Here is a 15,355-nt window from a genome sequence, read left to right as displayed (position 1 = left end):
GCGTGACTGCGACGATCCTGGATGGCAAAGCGACCCGCGACGAGATCTTCATCGATCTGAAGGCCCGGGTGGACGCACTCAAGGCCAAGGGCATCACGCCCGGCCTCGGCACGGTCCTGGTCGGCGACGACCCCGGATCCGCGTCCTACGTGCGCGGCAAGCACGCCGACTGCGCGAAGGTCGGCATCAACTCGCTGCGCCGCGACCTGCCCGCGGACATCTCACAGGCCGAACTCGAAGCCGTCATCGACGAGCTCAACGCGAACCCGGAGTGCACCGGGTACATCGTGCAGTTGCCGCTGCCCAAGCACCTCGACGAGAACGCCGCGCTCGAGCGCATCGACCCCGACAAGGACGCGGACGGGCTGCATCCGGTGAACCTGGGCCGCCTGGTTCTCGGCAAGGAGGCGACGCTGCCCTGCACCCCGCGTGGCGTGGTGCACCTGCTGCGTCGTTACGACGTCCCGATCGACGGCGCCCGGGTGACGGTCGTGGGGCGCGGTGTCACCATCGGCCGGCCGATCGGCCTGCTGCTGACCCGGCGCAGTGAGAACGCCACCGTCACCCTGTGCCACACCGGCACCAAGGACCTCGCCGCCGAGGTGCGTCGCGCCGACATTGTGGTCGCCGCCGCCGGTGTCGCAGGCCTGATCACCGCGGACATGGTCAAGCCGGGTGCCGCCGTCCTCGACGTCGGTGTCAGCCGGACCCCCGACGGACTGCGAGGTGACGTCGCCGACGACGTCCGAGAGGTCGCGGGCTTCATCTCGCCGAACCCGGGTGGTGTCGGACCGCTGACCCGCGCGTTCCTGCTGAGCAACGTGGTCGAGCGCGCCGAGCAGCTCGCGGCCGAGTCGGTCTGACCGCGGTGACGGCCGCCGCGGAACCGGCGAACCGGTGGCTTCGGTTCGCCCGGAGGAACCTGCCGCTGATCGTGGTCGCGGCGGTCGTCCTGGTCGCTATCGGTTTCGTGCTCGCCGACCGCTGGCGGCGCGGCGCGTTCGTGTTCGGGATCGCGACGCTGTTCGCAGCGGGGTTCCGGCTGTGCCTACGGCCCGAGGAGGTCGGCCTGCTCGCCGTGCGCGGGCAGGCCTTCGACGTCACCGCTCTCACCCTGGTGGGCGGAACGATCGTGTGGCTGGCGGTGTCCATCGACCCGCTCGGAACCGGCTGAGCCGCAAGCAGATCAGGGGGATTCGTCGTGCCGGTGCAACGGACTGCGCCGGCACGACGAGCGGGACTACGAGACGGGCGCGTGCGCCGACTGCCGGGTGGCGCGCGCCGCCCGGGCCATCGCCAGGGTCTCGTCCATCAGTCCGGTCACCCACTCGAATTCGGTGAGGAAGCCATCGTGTCCGGCGGCCGAGTGCACGATCCGCGCGCCGTCGCACCCGGGGAGCAGTTCGGCCATCTCGACGATCTGGTGCAACGGCATGATCCGGTCGGAGTCGATGGCGCCGACCATGACCGGGACCGGAGTCGAGGCGAGGGCGGCGGGAATGCCGCCGCGACCGCGGCCGACGTCGTGCTTGTTGGCGCTGTGGGTCAGCGCGACGAAGGAGCCGGCGTCGAACGTCGCCACCAGCTTGTTCGCGCAGTAGTCGAGGTAGCTGTGCACGGCGTATCGCCCGCCGTTCCAGATGTCCTCGCCCGGCTGCTCGGCGTTCGCGAACTGATCGTCCAGGGCTGCGGCGCCGCGATACGTCAGGTGGGCGAACCGCCTGGCGATGTTCAGCCCGTTGTCCGGCGTCGTCCCGGTGTCGTAGTAGTCGCCGCCGTGCCAGTTCGGGTCCGCGGCGATGACGTCGAGCTGCGCGGTGTGGCCGCCGATCTGGTCGGCGGTGGCGCGGGCGTTGACCGCCAGCAGCAGGGCAGTCTCGACCCGGTCCGGGTGGCCGATGATCCACTCGAGGGCGCGCATGCCGCCGAGCGAACCGCCGACGACGGCCGCGAACCGGTCGATGCCCAGCTGGTCGGCCAGTGCGCGTTCGGTCTCGACCTGGTCGCGGATCGAGATCGCGGGGAACCGCGAGCCCCAGGCGCGGCCGTCGGGCGCGGGCGACCCGGGGCCGGTCGTGCCTCGGCAGCTGCCGAGCACGTTCGTCACGAGCACGCACCATTCGTTGGTGTCGACCGGGGCTCCCGGTCCGACCATCCCCTGCCACCAGCCGGGGGTGGGGTGGTTCTCGTCGGCGGGACCGATCACGTGTGAGTCCCCGGTGAGGGCGTGTTCGATCAGCACGATGTTGTCGAGGGCGGCGTTCGGCTCACCCCAGCATTGGACGGCGACAGTGACCGCAGGGAGCACCGCACCGCTCTCGAGGGGGAGCGAACCGATGTCGATGTAGGTCAGTGTTCCGTCGGTCGGAATCGTCCAGGCGGTGGTCAATGTCTCGGTCACAAGCGACTGCATCGTGCCGATGCTAATGTCCGCGCCTTCGTGGGAAAGGAGTTTCACGAAACCTGTTCACGTCCGGTTTTCGAGGCACGGATCCCGGTCCGCGCCAGCGCCATCGTCTCGTCGAGCAACCCGGTCACCCACGTCGCCTCGGTGAGAAACCCGTCGTGGCCGTCCTTCGAGTTGACCACCCGCAGCCCTTCGCACCCCGCGAGGTGAGCCGCGATCTCCCGCTGCTGCCACAGCGGGTAGAGACGATCGGAGTCCACGCCGCCGACGACCGTCGGCACGGCGCACGAGGCGAGTGCCTTCTCGACGCCGCCGCGACCGAACCCGACGTCGTGCCGGTTCATGGCCTCCGTCAGCAGGACGTACGTGCCCGCGTCGAACCGGGCCACCAGCTTCGACGCCTGGTGCTGGAGATAGCTGTCCACCGCGTAGCGGCCGCCCGCGCGCGGGTCCTCGCCGTCCTGCGCGTCGTTGTGGAACCGAGCGTCGAGTTCACCTTCGGTGCGGTAGCTCAGATGCGCGATCCGCCGAGCGATGCTCAGCCCGGCATCCGGACCGTGTCCGGTGCCGTGGTAGTCACCGCCCTGCCAGGCGGGGTCGGAGGTGATCGCGGCGATCTGTGTGGTCTGGGTGCCGATCTGGTCCGCGGTCGCGCGAGCGCCACAGGCGAGAACCAGTGCGGCCGTTACCCTCTCGGGATGCCCGATGATCCACTCAAGGGTGCGCATTCCGCCCATCGACCCGCCCAGTACTGCAGCGAATCGCTGGATCCCGAGCAGGTCGGCGAGCGCCGCCTCGGCGGCGACCTGATCGCGGATCGAGGTCTCGGGGAAGCGGGATCCCCAGGGCATCCCGTCCGGGGCGGGGGACGATGGACCTGTTGTGCCACGGCAGCCGCCGAGCACGTTCGTCGACAGTACGCACCACTCGTCGGTATCGATGGGTGCGCCTGGCCCGACCATGCCGTCCCACCAGCCGGGGGACGGATGGCCGTCGCCGGCCGGACCGGTGACGTGCGAGTCGCCGGTCAGCGCGTGCTCGACGAGCACGACGTTGTCGCGCGCCTCGTTCGGTTCGCCCCAGCACTGGACGGCGAGCGAGACGTCGGGGAGCACCGCCCCGTTCTCGAGCGTGAGCGAGCCGATGGGAATCGTGGTCAGCCGTCCGTCCGGCGACGGGAAGAGCTCTCGGGACATCGCCGGACGGGGGCTGGAGACGGAACCGACTGTCAAGACGCCGCCGCCGCGAATCCGGCCTCGAGGTCGGCCAGGATGTCGTCGATCCCCTCGATTCCGACCGCGAGACGCACCAGGCCCGGCGTGACACCGGCGGCGAGCTGCTCCTCCGGGGTCAACTGCGAGTGGGTGGTCGACGCGGGGTGGATCACGAGCGACCGGACGTCGCCGATGTTGGCGACGTGGCTGTGCAGCGTGAGCGCATCGACGAACCTCTTGCCCGCGTCGACGCCGCCCGCCAGCTCGAACGCGACGATCGCGCCGGCGCCCTTCGGTGCCAGCTGCTGACCACGCTCGTACCACGGGGAGCTGGGCAGCCCGGCGTAGGCGACCCGGACGACACCGTCGTGGCCCTCGAGGAACTCCGCGACCCGCGTGGCGTTCTGCACGTGCCGCTCGACACGCAGGCTCAGGGTCTCGATGCCCTGGCTGATCAGGAAGGCGTTGAACGGGGACACGGCGGAACCGAGGTCGCGGAGCAGCTGCACCCGGGCCTTGAGCGCGTACGCCGGTGCGCCGAGGTCCGCGAACACCGCGCCGTGGTAGCTGGGATCGGGCGTGGTGAACCCGGGGTGCCTGCCCTGTGTCCAGTCGAAGTTGCCGCCGTCGACGATCACGCCCGCGATCGCGGTGCCGTGACCACCGAGGTACTTGGTTGCCGAGTGCACGACGATGTCCGCTCCGTGCTCGAGCGGACGCAGCAGGTACGGGGTGGCGACGGTGTTGTCGACGATCAGCGGGATTCCCGCCTCGTGTCCGACGGCGGAGATGCCGGGGATGTCGAGGATGTCGTTCCGCGGGTTAGAGATGGACTCGCCGTAGAACGCGACCGTGTTCGGGCGGATCGCCGCACGCCACTGATCGAGGTCGTCGGGGTCGTCGACGAACGTCACCTCGACACCCAGCTTCGGGAGGCTGTAGTGGAACAGGTTGTACGTGCCGCCGTACAGGCTCGGGCTCGAGACGACGTGATCGCCCGCGCCCGCGATGTTCAGGATCGCGAAGGTCGACGCGGCCTGCCCGGACGACAGCAGGAGCGATGCGACGCCGCCCTCGAGAGAGGTGATGCGCTGCTCGACCGCGTCCTGCGTGGGGTTCATGATCCGGGTGTAGATGTTGCCCGGCTCCGCGAGGCCGAAGAGTGCGGCGGCGTGGTCGGTGCTGTCGAAGGTGTACGACGTGGTCTGGTAGATCGGCAGTGCCCGCGCCTTGGTGGTGGCGTCGGAGGTCTGACCCGCGTGGATCTGCTTCGTCTCGAAGGTCCAGTTCGCGGTCGGATCGATCGGGTTCTCGCTCATGGGTCGGCTCTGCTCCAGGATGTGGTCCGAAGATGCGGCGCGTGGGCGCCCGGGCTGATGGGGCCTATCTGCGACAACAACACATGGTTAAACCTCCGGTGGGTCGTGTCCCTGTTGGTGGGTCCGTCCCAACGGACCCGCGCTTGTCCTCCGGCGTCCTCGAAGGACCTGGTCATCACCCGGGGCACCCCACCGCGGAAGGAGGGTTGCCGGCCAGCGAGCCGGGGCTTGATGCTGACACTCATGACCTGGCAGCGATCTTAACGGTTCTCGTCGCACGTACCGACAACGGGGACTCCGGCATGCCCCGGTGTCTGTGCGCCCCGCTCCCGGGTGACCTGCGCAACACCACTAAACTGCTGGTCGCAAGTCTGCAGTCGAAGTGGGAGACCCTGAAGTGAAGGACGCCGCCGCGGCGCTTACCCGGGGTCTGTCGGCCCGTCACATCCGATTCATCGCCCTCGGCTCGGCGATCGGTACCGGCCTGTTCTACGGCTCGGCCGGCGCGATCGAGAAGGCCGGACCGTCGGTCCTCCTGGCCTACCTGATCGGCGGTGCAGTCGTCTATCTGGTGCTGCGCTCGCTCGGCGAGATGGCGGTCCGGAACCCCGTGTCCGGGTCGTTCGGTGAATACGCGAGCACCCACCTCGGCCCGCTCGCCGGCTTCATGACCGGCTGGACGTACACCTTCGAGATGATCGTGGTCTGCCTGGCGGACGTCACGGCCTTCGGCGTCTACATGGGCTTCTGGTTCCCCGACGTGCCCCGCTGGATCTGGGTGCTGGCGATCGTGTTCTTCATCGGCGCCCTCAACCTGCTCAGCGTGAAGGTGTTCGGCGAGCTCGAGTTCTGGTTCACGCTGGTCAAGGTGGCCGCGATCCTCGCCCTCATCGGCGCAGGCGTGGCGACACTGATCTTCGGCTTCGGCATCTACGACACCGCGGAGGGCGCGAGCAACCTCTGGGACGAGGGCGGATTCTTCGCGAACGGGTTCGGCGGGTTCGTGGCCTGCTTCGCGATCGTGATGTTCGCCTTCGGCGGCACCGAGATCATCGGCATCACCGCCGGTGAGGCGGAGGACCCGGCGCGCACCATCCCGCGCGCCGTGAACACCGTCCCGGTCCGGATCATGCTCTTCTACATCGCCACCCTCGCGGTCATCATGGCGATCATCCCGTGGCACACCATCGGAACCGGCAGCAGCCCGTTCGTGCAGATCTTCGAGGCGATCGGAGTGGGGCCGGCCGCCGCCGTGCTCAACGTCGTCGTCATCACCGCGGCGCTGTCGGCGATCAACAGCGACATCTTCGGCGCGGGCCGCATGATGTACGGCATGGCGCAGCGTGGGCAGGCACCTGCCGCGATGACGAAGCTGTCGCGCTCGGGCGTGCCCTGGATGACGGTCGCCGTGATGATCGGTGCGCTGCTCCTCGCGGTGTTGCTCAACTACCTCATCCCCGAGTCGGTGTTCATCGTGATCGCGTCGATCGCCACCTTCGCCACCATCTTCGTGTGGGTGATGATCCTGCTCGCGCAGATTCGGTCGCGCAGGCGGATGACGAGCACCGAGGTGCGGTCGCTGAAGTTCCCGGTACCGATCTGGCCCGCCGGGCAGATCGCGGCGCTCGGGTTCCTCGGGTTCGTGATCGTCGTCCTCGCGTTCGACGCCGACACCCGGGTCGCCCTTGTCGTCGGTGCCGTGTGGCTCGCCGCACTGACCGCGGCGTACCTGCGCTTCGTCAAGCCGCACGTACACGCGCCGAGCCCGGCGGTCGAGCCCTCGCCGAACTGAGCGAGGGGTCTCACCCGCGCCGGGTGAGGAAACGCCGCCGGTCCGGCGGTTGACTTGGCCCCGTTGCGTCGTAGACGAAGGGCGGGACCGTGAGCGCTGACGTTCGGGCTGTACCCATTCCGGGCGGCGACTCGCTGCCGTTCCCCCCGACCCCGTCCGGGAGCGTCGCGGGCCGGACGATGCAGGAGTCCGTCTACAGTCCGCGTCCGAAGGAGGGGCGCCTGCCGGCGGACGCTCCGAACATCCTCGTCGTCCTCGTGGACGACGCGGGTCCGGGACTGCCGAGCACGTTCGGCGGCGAGGTGCAGACCCCGACGCTCACCCGGACGCTGGGGGAGGGCATCGGCTACAACCGCTTCCACACCACCGCGATGTGCTCGCCGACGCGGGCGTCCCTGCTCACCGGGCGCAATCACCACCGCGTCGGGAACGGTCAGATCGCGGAACTGGCGAACGACTGGGACGGGTACTCCGGGCACATCCCGAAGTCGAGTGCGACCGGCCCCGAGGTGCTGCGCCGGTACGGGTACACGACGGCGGCGTTCGGGAAGTGGCACAACACGCCCGCCGAGGAGACCACGGCCGCGGGCCCGTTCGACAACTGGCCGACCGGCGTCGGTTTCGACTACTTCTACGGGTTCCTCGCGGGGGAGGCGTCCCAGTACGAACCGCACCTGGTCCGGAACACCACCGTGGTGCTGCCGCCGAAGAGTCCGGAGGAGGGCTATCACCTCAGCGAGGACCTCGCCGACGACGCGATCGGATGGCTGCGGAGGCACCGGGCGCTCGACGCGGACCGGCCGTTCTTCATGTACTGGGCGAGCGGGTGCCTGCACGGACCGCACCACATCATGAAGGAGTGGGCGGACCGGTACGCAGGCAAGTTCGACGACGGCTGGGACGCCTACCGCGAGCGGGTGTACGAGCGGGCGAAGGACCAGGGCTGGATCCCGCAGGACGCCGACCTCACCGACCGCGACCCGACGATGCCCGCCTGGGGCGACATTCCCGAGGAGGAGAAGCCGTTCCAGCGGCGGTTGATGGAGGTGGCGGCGGGCTTCGCGGAGCACTGCGACGTACAGGTGGGCCGTCTCCTCGACGAGCTCGACGACCTCGGGTACCGAGACAACACGCTGGTCGTCTACATCTGGGGTGACAACGGCTCGTCCGGTGAGGGCCAGAACGGCACCATCAGCGAGCTGCTCGCGCAGAACGGGATTCCGACGACCACCGCCATGCACATCGCCGCGCTGGAGGAGCTCGGTGGCCTGGACGTGCTGGGCTCGCCGAAGACCGACAACATGTACCACGCGGGCTGGGCGTGGGCGGGGAGCACGCCGTACAAGGGGATGAAGCTGCTCGCCTCGCATCTCGGTGGAACCCGGAACCCGATGGTGGTCCGGTGGCCCGCCAAGGTCGACCCCGACCCCGTACCGCGGGCCCAGTTCCTGCACTGCAACGACCTCGTACCGACCTTCTACGACCTGGTCGGCATCACGCCGCCGCGGACCGTGCACGGGGTTCCGCAGGATCCGCTCGACGGAGCCAGCTTCGCGGCGACCCTGGTGGACCGGGACGCGAAGGCGGGCAAGCTCACCCAGTACTTCGAGATCATGGGCAGCCGCGCGATCTACCACGACGGCTGGATGGCGTCCGCGTTCGGCCCGCGCTCCCCGTGGGTGCCGGGCCTGCCCGCAGGTATCCACGACTGGAACCCGGACGACGACACGTGGGAGCTGTACCACCTCGACGAGGACTGGACGCAGAGTCGCGACCTCGCGGCGCAGCACCCGAAGAAGCTGGCCCAGCTGCGTGAGCTGTTCGCGATCGAGGCGGCGAAGAACAAGGTCCTGCCCGTCGGCGGCGGCTTGTGGGTTGCCGCGATGCATCCGGAGCAGCGCATCTCCACGCCGTACACCAGCTGGAGGTTCACCGGGGACGTCGTCCGGATGCCCGAGTTCTGTGCCCCGGCGCTGGGGAACAAGGACAACCGGGTCACGATCGACCTCGTCGTTCCGGAATCCGGATCGGGTGTGCTGTACGCGCTCGGAGGTAACGGTGGCGGACTCACCTGCTTCCTGGATGACGGGCACCTCTGCTTCGAGTACAACCTCTTCATCCTGATGCGGACGAAAATTCGCTCTGCACAGCCGGTCTCGCCGGGACGGCACACCGTCGAGGTCGTCACGACCTACGCCGAGGTGCGGCCGGGTGGGCCGCTCGACGTGGTGCTGTCCGTCGACGGGTCGGAGGTGGGACGGTCGACGGTTCCGGTCAGCGCGCCACTCCTGTTCACCGCCAACGACTGCCTCGACATCGGCACCTGCCTCGGCTCGCCGGTGTCACTGGACTACTTCGACAGGGCGCCCTTCCCGTTCGACGGCACCATCGACACCGTCGTCGTCGAGTACCTGTGACGTGCGTCAGGTGAGCGGGAACCGCAGCGTACCGATCGACGTGTAGTCGGTTCCGTCGTGGCCGATCATCCACGAGCCGCCCTGCTGTCGACATCGCGCGACCGCGTCGAACGCCTTCAGCATGAAGAGGATCGCGTCCTCGGCATTCGGCGCGAGGGCGAGCTGGTGGGATTCGCCGGGCCGGGACATGTCCAGCCAGACACCCTTGTTCCCGTCGAGTCGCATCCCGACCACGTGGGTGACGTCGACGTACTGGTACTTGCGCTGCTCCCATGGAGTGCTGCGCGAGTATCCCTGTTCGAGCACTTGGATCAGGATGGTCATCGAAGCCTCCCGGGGGCCGACGAGGGTGCAGCCGTCTCGATGCCATCCTCCGCCCATCGTCGCTGTGACTCCACCGTGTCCGACTCGGGTGGTTGGATGGTCCGGTGGTGCATGCGGTGTGGTCGTCCGGATCGGGAGTGCTGCTCTGGGTCGACGACAGTGCCGACACATCCGAGTGGCCGTCACCGCTGCCGGGAATGCTCGGTCGCCGGTTCCGGCATCGGGCCACCGTCACGGTCCCCGACGCTCGCGGCGAGCTGACCGAGGTCACGGTACCGGCGCTGGCGCTGGCACCGGCCGACGCGGCGTCGCTGCTGCTGGATCTGCCAGCTGCGGATCCGCGGCTGCCCGGCGACCTGCGCTACCTGATCCATGTCGCCCGGGGGATCCGGCGCTGGGCCGAGGCCGGCCGGGTGGTTCCCGAACTGCGGCGCGAGGACGGCAATTGGTGGACGCGCTGGCGACTCCTCGGCGGGGACCGTCAGCGCGCGTGGCTCGCCGAACTCGGCGCGGCGATGCCGGGGGTGCTCCGAGCGGCCGGCGGCAGGCAGGCGCTCGACGAGTTCGTCCTGGCGCTGACCGATCCGATCGTCCGGGACCGGCTCGGCGGACGGGACGGCGACCACCCACTGCTGCACGCCCTGCTCACCGACACCCCGCTCGAGGTGCCCGAACGCGCTCGCGTCGGGGAGGCGGAGTCGCGGCTGCGACGGTGGCGCGACTCGCTCGCGGTGGAAGAACCCGATCTCGTCCTGCGGCTGGTCGAGCCGGACGATCTCGACGGTCCCGATGCGGACGTACTGCTGTGGCGGCTCGAGGTGTGCCTGCGAGCGGCGGGGGAGGCCCCGGCGCCGGTCCGCCACACCGACCCCGAGGGACTGCGGGTCGCGCTGCGCCTGCTCGGCAAGGCCATGGAGGTGTATCCGCGGCTGCGCGGGGTGCCGTCGGACCCGGACGGGCTCGACCTGTTGCTCCCGCTGGCGGTGGTGACCGACCTGGTCGCGCACGGAGCTCGGGCACTCGCGGCGGCGGGCGTGACGCTGCTGTTGCCTCGGGCGTGGGTGGTCGCGGCACCGTCGCTGCGACTGACGGTCGCCAGCCCTCCGGTACTCCTCGACACCGACGAACGCGACGTCGGACTTCACCAACTGCTCTCCTACAACTGGGAACTCGCGATCGGAGACCTGGTGCTCACGGCGGCCGAGGTCGAGCGGCTCGCACGGTCGGCGGCGGACCTCGTGCAGCTGCGGGGCCAGTGGGTACAGGCGGACGCAGCTGCGCTGGCGAAGGCCGCGAAGTACGTCGGCGCCCACGGCTCCGACGGTTCGACGACACTCGGCGGGCTGCTGGCGCAGTTGACGGCGGCGGATCCGCCGCCGCTTCCCGTCGACTCGGTCACCGCGACGGGATGGGTGTCGTCGCTCCTCGGTGGTGGCGCGCGTCCCGATCCGGTGCCGCCGCCCGCCGCGCTCGAGGCGACGCTGCGGCCGTACCAGCAGCGCGGACTCGACTGGCTCGCCTTCATGAGCGGTCTCGGGCTGGGCGGAATCCTTGCCGACGACATGGGCCTCGGCAAGACGGTGCAGCTGCTCGCGTTGCTCGCCCACGAGCGGGAGCGATCCGATGCCGCGGTCGCGCCGACCCTGCTGGTGTGCCCGATGTCGGTGGTGGGGAACTGGCAGCGGGAGGCTGCGAGATTCACTCCCGGCCTGCGAGTGCACGTCCACCACGGACCCGGCAGGCTCCGCGATTCCGCGTTCGCGGCGGCCGTCGCGGACAGCGACCTGGTGATCACGACATACGCGGTCGCGACCCGCGACGTCGAACTGATGCACGAAAAACGCTGGGGTCGAGTCGTTCTCGACGAGGCGCAGCACATCAAGAACGCGGCGACGGCGCAGTCGCGGGCGGTCCGCTCGATCCCGGCGAGGCACCGTCTCGCCCTCACCGGCACCCCGGTCGAGAACCGACTGGAGGAGCTGCGTTCGATCCTCGACTTCGCCAATCCCGGCCTGCTCGGGTCGCCGCAGCAGTTCCGGGCCCGGTTCGCGGTGCCGATCGAGCGGTTGCAGGACGAGTCCGCGCTGGCACGCCTGCGCACCGTCACCTCCCCGTTCGTGCTGCGCCGGGTGAAGACGGATCCGGCGGTGATCGCGGACCTTCCGGAGAAGTTCGAGATGACGGTGCGGGCGAATCTCACCGCCGAGCAGGCGGGCCTGTACCGAGGTGTGCTCGACGACATGACGCGTCGCCTGCGCGACGCCGACAACCCGCGGGCGCGCAAGGGCGTGGTGCTCGCCGCCCTGACCAGGCTGAAGCAAGTGTGCAACCATCCGGCGCACTTCCTGGCGGACGGCTCGCCTGCGGTGCGCCGTGGGCGACACCGCTCCGGGAAGCTCGCGCTCGTCGAGGACATCGTCGAGTCGGTTCTCGCCGACGACGAGCGGGTCCTGCTGTTCACCCAGTTCCGCGAGTTCGGGGCGATAGTGGCGCCCTACCTCGCCGAGCGGTTCGGGGTGGACGTGCCGTTCCTGCACGGCGGCGTGTCGCGCACGGCGCGCGATGCGATGGTGCGGGACTTCCAGGACGGTGCGTCCGCGTCCCCGATCATGCTGCTCTCCCTCAAGGCCGGTGGCACCGGATTGAACCTGACTGCTGCGAATCATGTTGTGCACCTGGATCGCTGGTGGAACCCGGCCGTCGAGAACCAGGCCACCGACCGGGCGTTCCGGATCGGGCAGCGGCGCGACGTCCAGGTCCGCAAGCTGCTCTGCGTCGGCACCCTGGAGGAACGCATCGACGCGATGCTTACCGGAAAGGCCGAGCTGGCGGACCTCGCGGTCGGGGTCGGAGAGAAGTGGATCACCGAGATGAGCGACGACGAGCTGGCCGCGCTGATGATGCTCGGCGAGGACGCGGTGGGCGAATGAGGCGGGTGGCGCGGCGGGGTGCGGGCGAGGGCTGGGGACGCCTGCTGACGGCGGCGGTCGAGAAGGCAGCCGGAGGTGCGCGGCTGGCTCGGGGCCGCAGTCACGTCCGGGCCGGGCAGGTGCTCGCGATCCGGATCGCACCCGGACTGGTGATCGGCGAGGTGCAGGGCAGCCAGAACGCGCCGTTCACGGCGAGCGTCACGGTCCGGGTCCTGGAGCGGGACGCGATCGACGAGGTGGTCGGTCGCGTCCGGGGCGCGCCAGGGGTGCTCGCCGCGGTCGCGGGCGGCACGATGCCCCTCGAGCTCGGTGAACTGCTGTTGCCTGCCGGTGCGTCGGACGTCGACTTCGGCTGCACGTGCCCCGATCAGGGATGGCCGTGCCGGCATGCGGCGGCGCTCGTCACGGTGCTCGCGGATCGGCTGGAGGACGACCCGACGCTCCTGCTCACCCTGCGCGGCATCGACCTGGACACCCTCATCGGTGGGGTGGACGAGGCTGCCGGATCCGCAGGCGACGTGGACGACTGGTTCGGCGATCGCGCCGAGCTGCCCGCCCTCCCGAGGCCGGCGTTCGTGTCCGCCCCGCAGGACCTCAACTCGGTGCACCTGCGGGCGGCGCTGCGAGCGCTGACGCCGGAGGAGGATGCCGCCCGTCGCGCCGCCCGCGACCTCGACGATCTGTACAGGGGTCTGTCCGGCGAGTAGACGATCGCCGCGCAGCGGTGAGTTTCGAGGCTGCGGACAGTCGGTACCTGTGACGGAACCGAATCGAAGGAGCGACCCGTGACGATCCCAGCAGGAACAATCGACCGCCGCTACAGCGACGGGACGGCAGTGCCGACTCCGTGGACGGACGTGACGGCGATTCTCGACGCCTCGCAGATCTTCTGGGTGACCACGGTGCGTCCCGATGGGCGCCCGCACGTCACACCGCTGATCGCGGTGCGCGTCGATGGTCGGCTGTACTTCTCGACCGGCCCGGAGGAACGCAAGGCCGTCAACCTGGAGGCCAACGGTGCATGCGTCCTGACCACCGGATCGAACTCGATCGAGTACGGCACCGACGTGGTGGTGGAGGGGATTGCGGCCGTGGTGACGGACCGTGACCTGCTCGAGCGGGTTGCCGACGCGTACAGGGTCAAGTACGGCCGGGAGTGGAGCTTCGAGGTGCGGGAGGGGCGGTTCGTTCACACCGATGCCGGCGGGCAGGCCCTGGTGTTCGGCCTCACCGCCGACACCGTGTTCGCCTTCCAGAAGGGGAATGCCTTCGCTCAGACGCGTTGGCGGTTGTGAGCGTGAAGTCCGGTCGGCCGCGGCCCGCCCTAGACATACATGGACATCCAACTATAGGATGAGCGACATATTTGAGAGGTTCAGCCGCGCCCACGACTCGGGCGCGGAGTCCGCAGTTGGTCTTCGATCGGTCAGGACAGGAAAAATGGTTCAGGAACTCACCCATTTCGTCGACGGCAAGCGCGTCCCCGGCACGTCGGGCAAGTTCGGCGACGTCTACGACCCCAACACCGGCCAGGTCCAGGCTCGTGTCCCGCTCGCGGACAAGGCCGAGACCGAGGCGATCATCGCGAACGCGGAAGCGGCGCAGCGGGAGTGGGCGGCGTTCAACCCGCAGAAGCGTGCCCGCGTGCTGATGAAGTTCCTGCAGCTCGCGCAGGCGGAGATGGACTCCCTCGCGCGGCTGCTCTCGGCCGAGCACGGCAAGACCGTCCCCGACGCGAAGGGCGACATCCAGCGCGGCCTCGAGGTCATCGAGTTCGCGCTCGGCGCTCCGCACCTGCTCAAGGGCGAGTACACCGAGTCCGCGGGCACCGGCATCGACGTCTACTCGATGCGCCAGCCGCTCGGTGTCGTCGCCGGCATCACCCCGTTCAACTTCCCCGCGATGATCCCGCTGTGGAAGGCCGGCCCGGCCCTCGCCGCGGGCAACGCGTTCATCCTCAAGCCGTCCGAGCGTGACCCGTCGGTGCCGCTGCGCCTGGCGGAGCTGTTCCTCGAGGCCGGTCTGCCGCCGGGCGTGTTCAACGTCGTCAACGGCGACAAGGAGGTCGTCGACGTCCTGCTGACCGACGACCGGATCAAGGCCGTCGGGTTCGTCGGGTCCACCCCGATCGCGCAGTACATCTACGAGACCGCCGCCGCGCACGGCAAGCGCGCGCAGTGCTTCGGTGGCGCGAAGAACCACGCCATCGTCATGCCCGACGCGGACCTCGACGAGGTCGCCGACGCCCTGATCGGTGCCGGGTACGGTTCCGCCGGTGAGCGCTGCATGGCCATCTCCGTGGCAGTGCCCGTCGGTGAGGAGACCGCCGACGCGCTGGTCGCCAAGCTCACCGAGCGGGTCGCCGAGCTGCGCATCGGCCGCTCCGACGACGAGGCCGCCGACTTCGGCCCGCTGGTGTCCAAGGACGCCGTCGACCGGGTGAACAGCTACATCCAGATCGGTATCGACGAGGGCGCCGAGGCGGTCGTCGACGGTCGCGGCTTCACCCTCGAGGGCCACGAGGACGGTTTCTTCGCGGGCGCGACCCTGTTCGACAAGGTCACCACCGACATGCGTGTCTACAAGGAGGAGATCTTCGGTCCGGTGCTGCTCGTCGCGCGCGCCGCGGATTACGAGGAGGCGTTGCGTCTGCCGACCGAGCACGAGTACGGCAACGGTGTCGCGATCTTCACCCGTGACGGTGACACCGCGCGTGACTTCGTCTCCCGGGTGAACGTCGGCATGGTCGGCGTGAACGTGCCGATCCCGGTGCCGATCGCGTACCACACGTTCGGTGGTTGGAAGCGGTCCGGTTTCGGTGACCTCAACCAGCACGGTCCGGACTCGTTCCGCTTCTACACCAAGACGAAGACGGTCACGCAGCGCTGGCCGTCGGGCAAGAAGGAAGAGACCAATCACTTCGTCATCCCGACGATGAACTAGGTGGCGGTC

At 69.4% G+C, this 15,355-nt stretch carries 12 protein-coding genes and 1 riboswitch; of the genes, 8 read left to right on the top strand and 4 right to left on the bottom strand.

Annotation, left to right across the window (positions count from 1 at the left end; genetic code table 11):
- The first annotated feature begins 2 nt into the window (after positions 1-2).
- Both ACFSJG_RS11260 and ACFSJG_RS11255 read left to right on the top strand, forming a co-directional pair.
- On the top strand, positions 3-863 hold the full coding sequence (locus tag ACFSJG_RS11260) for a bifunctional methylenetetrahydrofolate dehydrogenase/methenyltetrahydrofolate cyclohydrolase (protein WP_378485323.1): 861 nt from the start codon (positions 3-5) through the stop codon (positions 861-863).
- 5 nt (positions 864-868) lie between these two features.
- The gene (locus ACFSJG_RS11255) at positions 869-1,174 is read left to right on the top strand and encodes a DUF3017 domain-containing protein (RefSeq protein WP_378485322.1); all 306 of its coding nucleotides are present in this window, start codon (positions 869-871) and stop codon (positions 1,172-1,174) included.
- A gap of 66 nt (positions 1,175-1,240) precedes the next feature.
- On the opposite strand, the gene metX (ACFSJG_RS11250) is transcribed toward ACFSJG_RS11255, so the two are convergent.
- From metX (ACFSJG_RS11250) to ACFSJG_RS11240, 3 genes are read right to left on the bottom strand one after another with little or no spacing between them, the layout of a single operon-like run.
- Complete coding sequence (gene metX, locus ACFSJG_RS11250) at positions 1,241-2,413, bottom strand: homoserine O-acetyltransferase MetX (protein WP_378485321.1); 1,173 nt, start codon at positions 2,411-2,413, stop codon at positions 1,241-1,243.
- Between the two features lie 41 nt (positions 2,414-2,454).
- Positions 2,455-3,603: a homoserine O-acetyltransferase MetX gene (gene metX, locus ACFSJG_RS11245; protein ID WP_378485320.1), complete on the bottom strand. Its 1,149-nt coding sequence runs from the start codon at positions 3,601-3,603 to the stop codon at positions 2,455-2,457.
- Between the two features lie 32 nt (positions 3,604-3,635).
- Complete coding sequence (locus tag ACFSJG_RS11240; protein ID WP_378485319.1) at positions 3,636-4,940, bottom strand: bifunctional o-acetylhomoserine/o-acetylserine sulfhydrylase; 1,305 nt, start codon at positions 4,938-4,940, stop codon at positions 3,636-3,638.
- A gap of 134 nt (positions 4,941-5,074) precedes the next feature.
- Positions 5,075-5,189: riboswitch (SAM riboswitch) on the bottom strand.
- 148 nt (positions 5,190-5,337) lie between these two features.
- Between ACFSJG_RS11240 and ACFSJG_RS11235 the strand changes: the two genes are divergently transcribed.
- Positions 5,338-6,732 carry an amino acid permease gene (locus tag ACFSJG_RS11235; protein ID WP_378485318.1) on the top strand — a complete coding sequence of 465 codons (1,395 nt, stop codon included), beginning with the start codon at positions 5,338-5,340 and terminating at the stop codon, positions 6,730-6,732.
- Positions 6,733-6,911: 179 nt separating this feature from the next.
- On the top strand, positions 6,912-9,149 hold the full coding sequence (locus ACFSJG_RS11230) for a sulfatase-like hydrolase/transferase (protein WP_378485944.1): 2,238 nt from the start codon (positions 6,912-6,914) through the stop codon (positions 9,147-9,149).
- Positions 9,150-9,155: 6 nt separating this feature from the next.
- Here the strand turns inward: ACFSJG_RS11230 and ACFSJG_RS11225 are convergent, their stop codons facing one another.
- A complete protein-coding gene (locus ACFSJG_RS11225) occupies positions 9,156-9,473 on the bottom strand; it encodes a hypothetical protein (protein ID WP_378485317.1) in 318 nt (105 codons plus the stop codon).
- A gap of 104 nt (positions 9,474-9,577) precedes the next feature.
- Between ACFSJG_RS11225 and ACFSJG_RS11220 the strand changes: the two genes are divergently transcribed.
- The 4 genes from ACFSJG_RS11220 (at position 9,578) to ACFSJG_RS11205 (ending at position 15,346) form a co-directional block, all read left to right on the top strand.
- The gene (locus ACFSJG_RS11220) at positions 9,578-12,403 is read left to right on the top strand and encodes a DEAD/DEAH box helicase (RefSeq protein ID WP_378485316.1); all 2,826 of its coding nucleotides are present in this window, start codon (positions 9,578-9,580) and stop codon (positions 12,401-12,403) included.
- Positions 12,400-13,110 (top strand): SWIM zinc finger family protein, encoded by a 711-nt coding sequence (locus tag ACFSJG_RS11215; protein ID WP_378485315.1) that lies wholly within the window; start codon positions 12,400-12,402, stop codon positions 13,108-13,110. Before ACFSJG_RS11220 ends, ACFSJG_RS11215 begins: the two co-directional genes overlap by 4 nt.
- Before the next feature lie 78 nt (positions 13,111-13,188).
- Positions 13,189-13,698, top strand: coding sequence for a pyridoxamine 5'-phosphate oxidase family protein (locus ACFSJG_RS11210; protein ID WP_378485314.1), 510 nt, complete (start codon positions 13,189-13,191; stop codon positions 13,696-13,698).
- A gap of 145 nt (positions 13,699-13,843) precedes the next feature.
- Positions 13,844-15,346 (top strand): CoA-acylating methylmalonate-semialdehyde dehydrogenase, encoded by a 1,503-nt coding sequence (locus tag ACFSJG_RS11205; RefSeq protein WP_378485313.1) that lies wholly within the window; start codon positions 13,844-13,846, stop codon positions 15,344-15,346.
- Positions 15,347-15,355 lie beyond the last annotated feature (9 nt).

This window comes from Rhodococcus gannanensis (assembly GCF_042681175.1).
Lineage (GTDB): Bacteria > Actinomycetota > Actinomycetes > Mycobacteriales > Mycobacteriaceae > Rhodococcus_G > Rhodococcus_G gannanensis.
This window is presented reverse-complemented; position numbering and strand designations above follow the sequence as displayed.

Excerpts from the sequence above, each read along its gene's own strand:
- ACFSJG_RS11230 (WP_378485944.1), top strand. The coding sequence starts at position 6,912 with ATGCAGGAGTCCGTCTACAGTCCGCGTCCGAAGGAGGGGCGCCTGCCG.
- ACFSJG_RS11205 (WP_378485313.1), top strand. The coding sequence starts at position 13,844 with ATGGTTCAGGAACTCACCCATTTCGTCGACGGCAAGCGCGTCCCCGGC.
- ACFSJG_RS11215 (WP_378485315.1), top strand. The coding sequence starts at position 12,400 with ATGAGGCGGGTGGCGCGGCGGGGTGCGGGCGAGGGCTGGGGACGCCTG.
- ACFSJG_RS11240 (WP_378485319.1), bottom strand. The coding sequence starts at position 4,940 with ATGAGCGAGAACCCGATCGATCCGACCGCGAACTGGACCTTCGAGACG.
- metX (WP_378485321.1), bottom strand. The coding sequence starts at position 2,413 with ATGCAGTCGCTTGTGACCGAGACATTGACCACCGCCTGGACGATTCCG.
- metX (WP_378485320.1), bottom strand. The coding sequence starts at position 3,603 with ATGTCCCGAGAGCTCTTCCCGTCGCCGGACGGACGGCTGACCACGATT.
- ACFSJG_RS11225 (WP_378485317.1), bottom strand. The coding sequence starts at position 9,473 with ATGACCATCCTGATCCAAGTGCTCGAACAGGGATACTCGCGCAGCACT.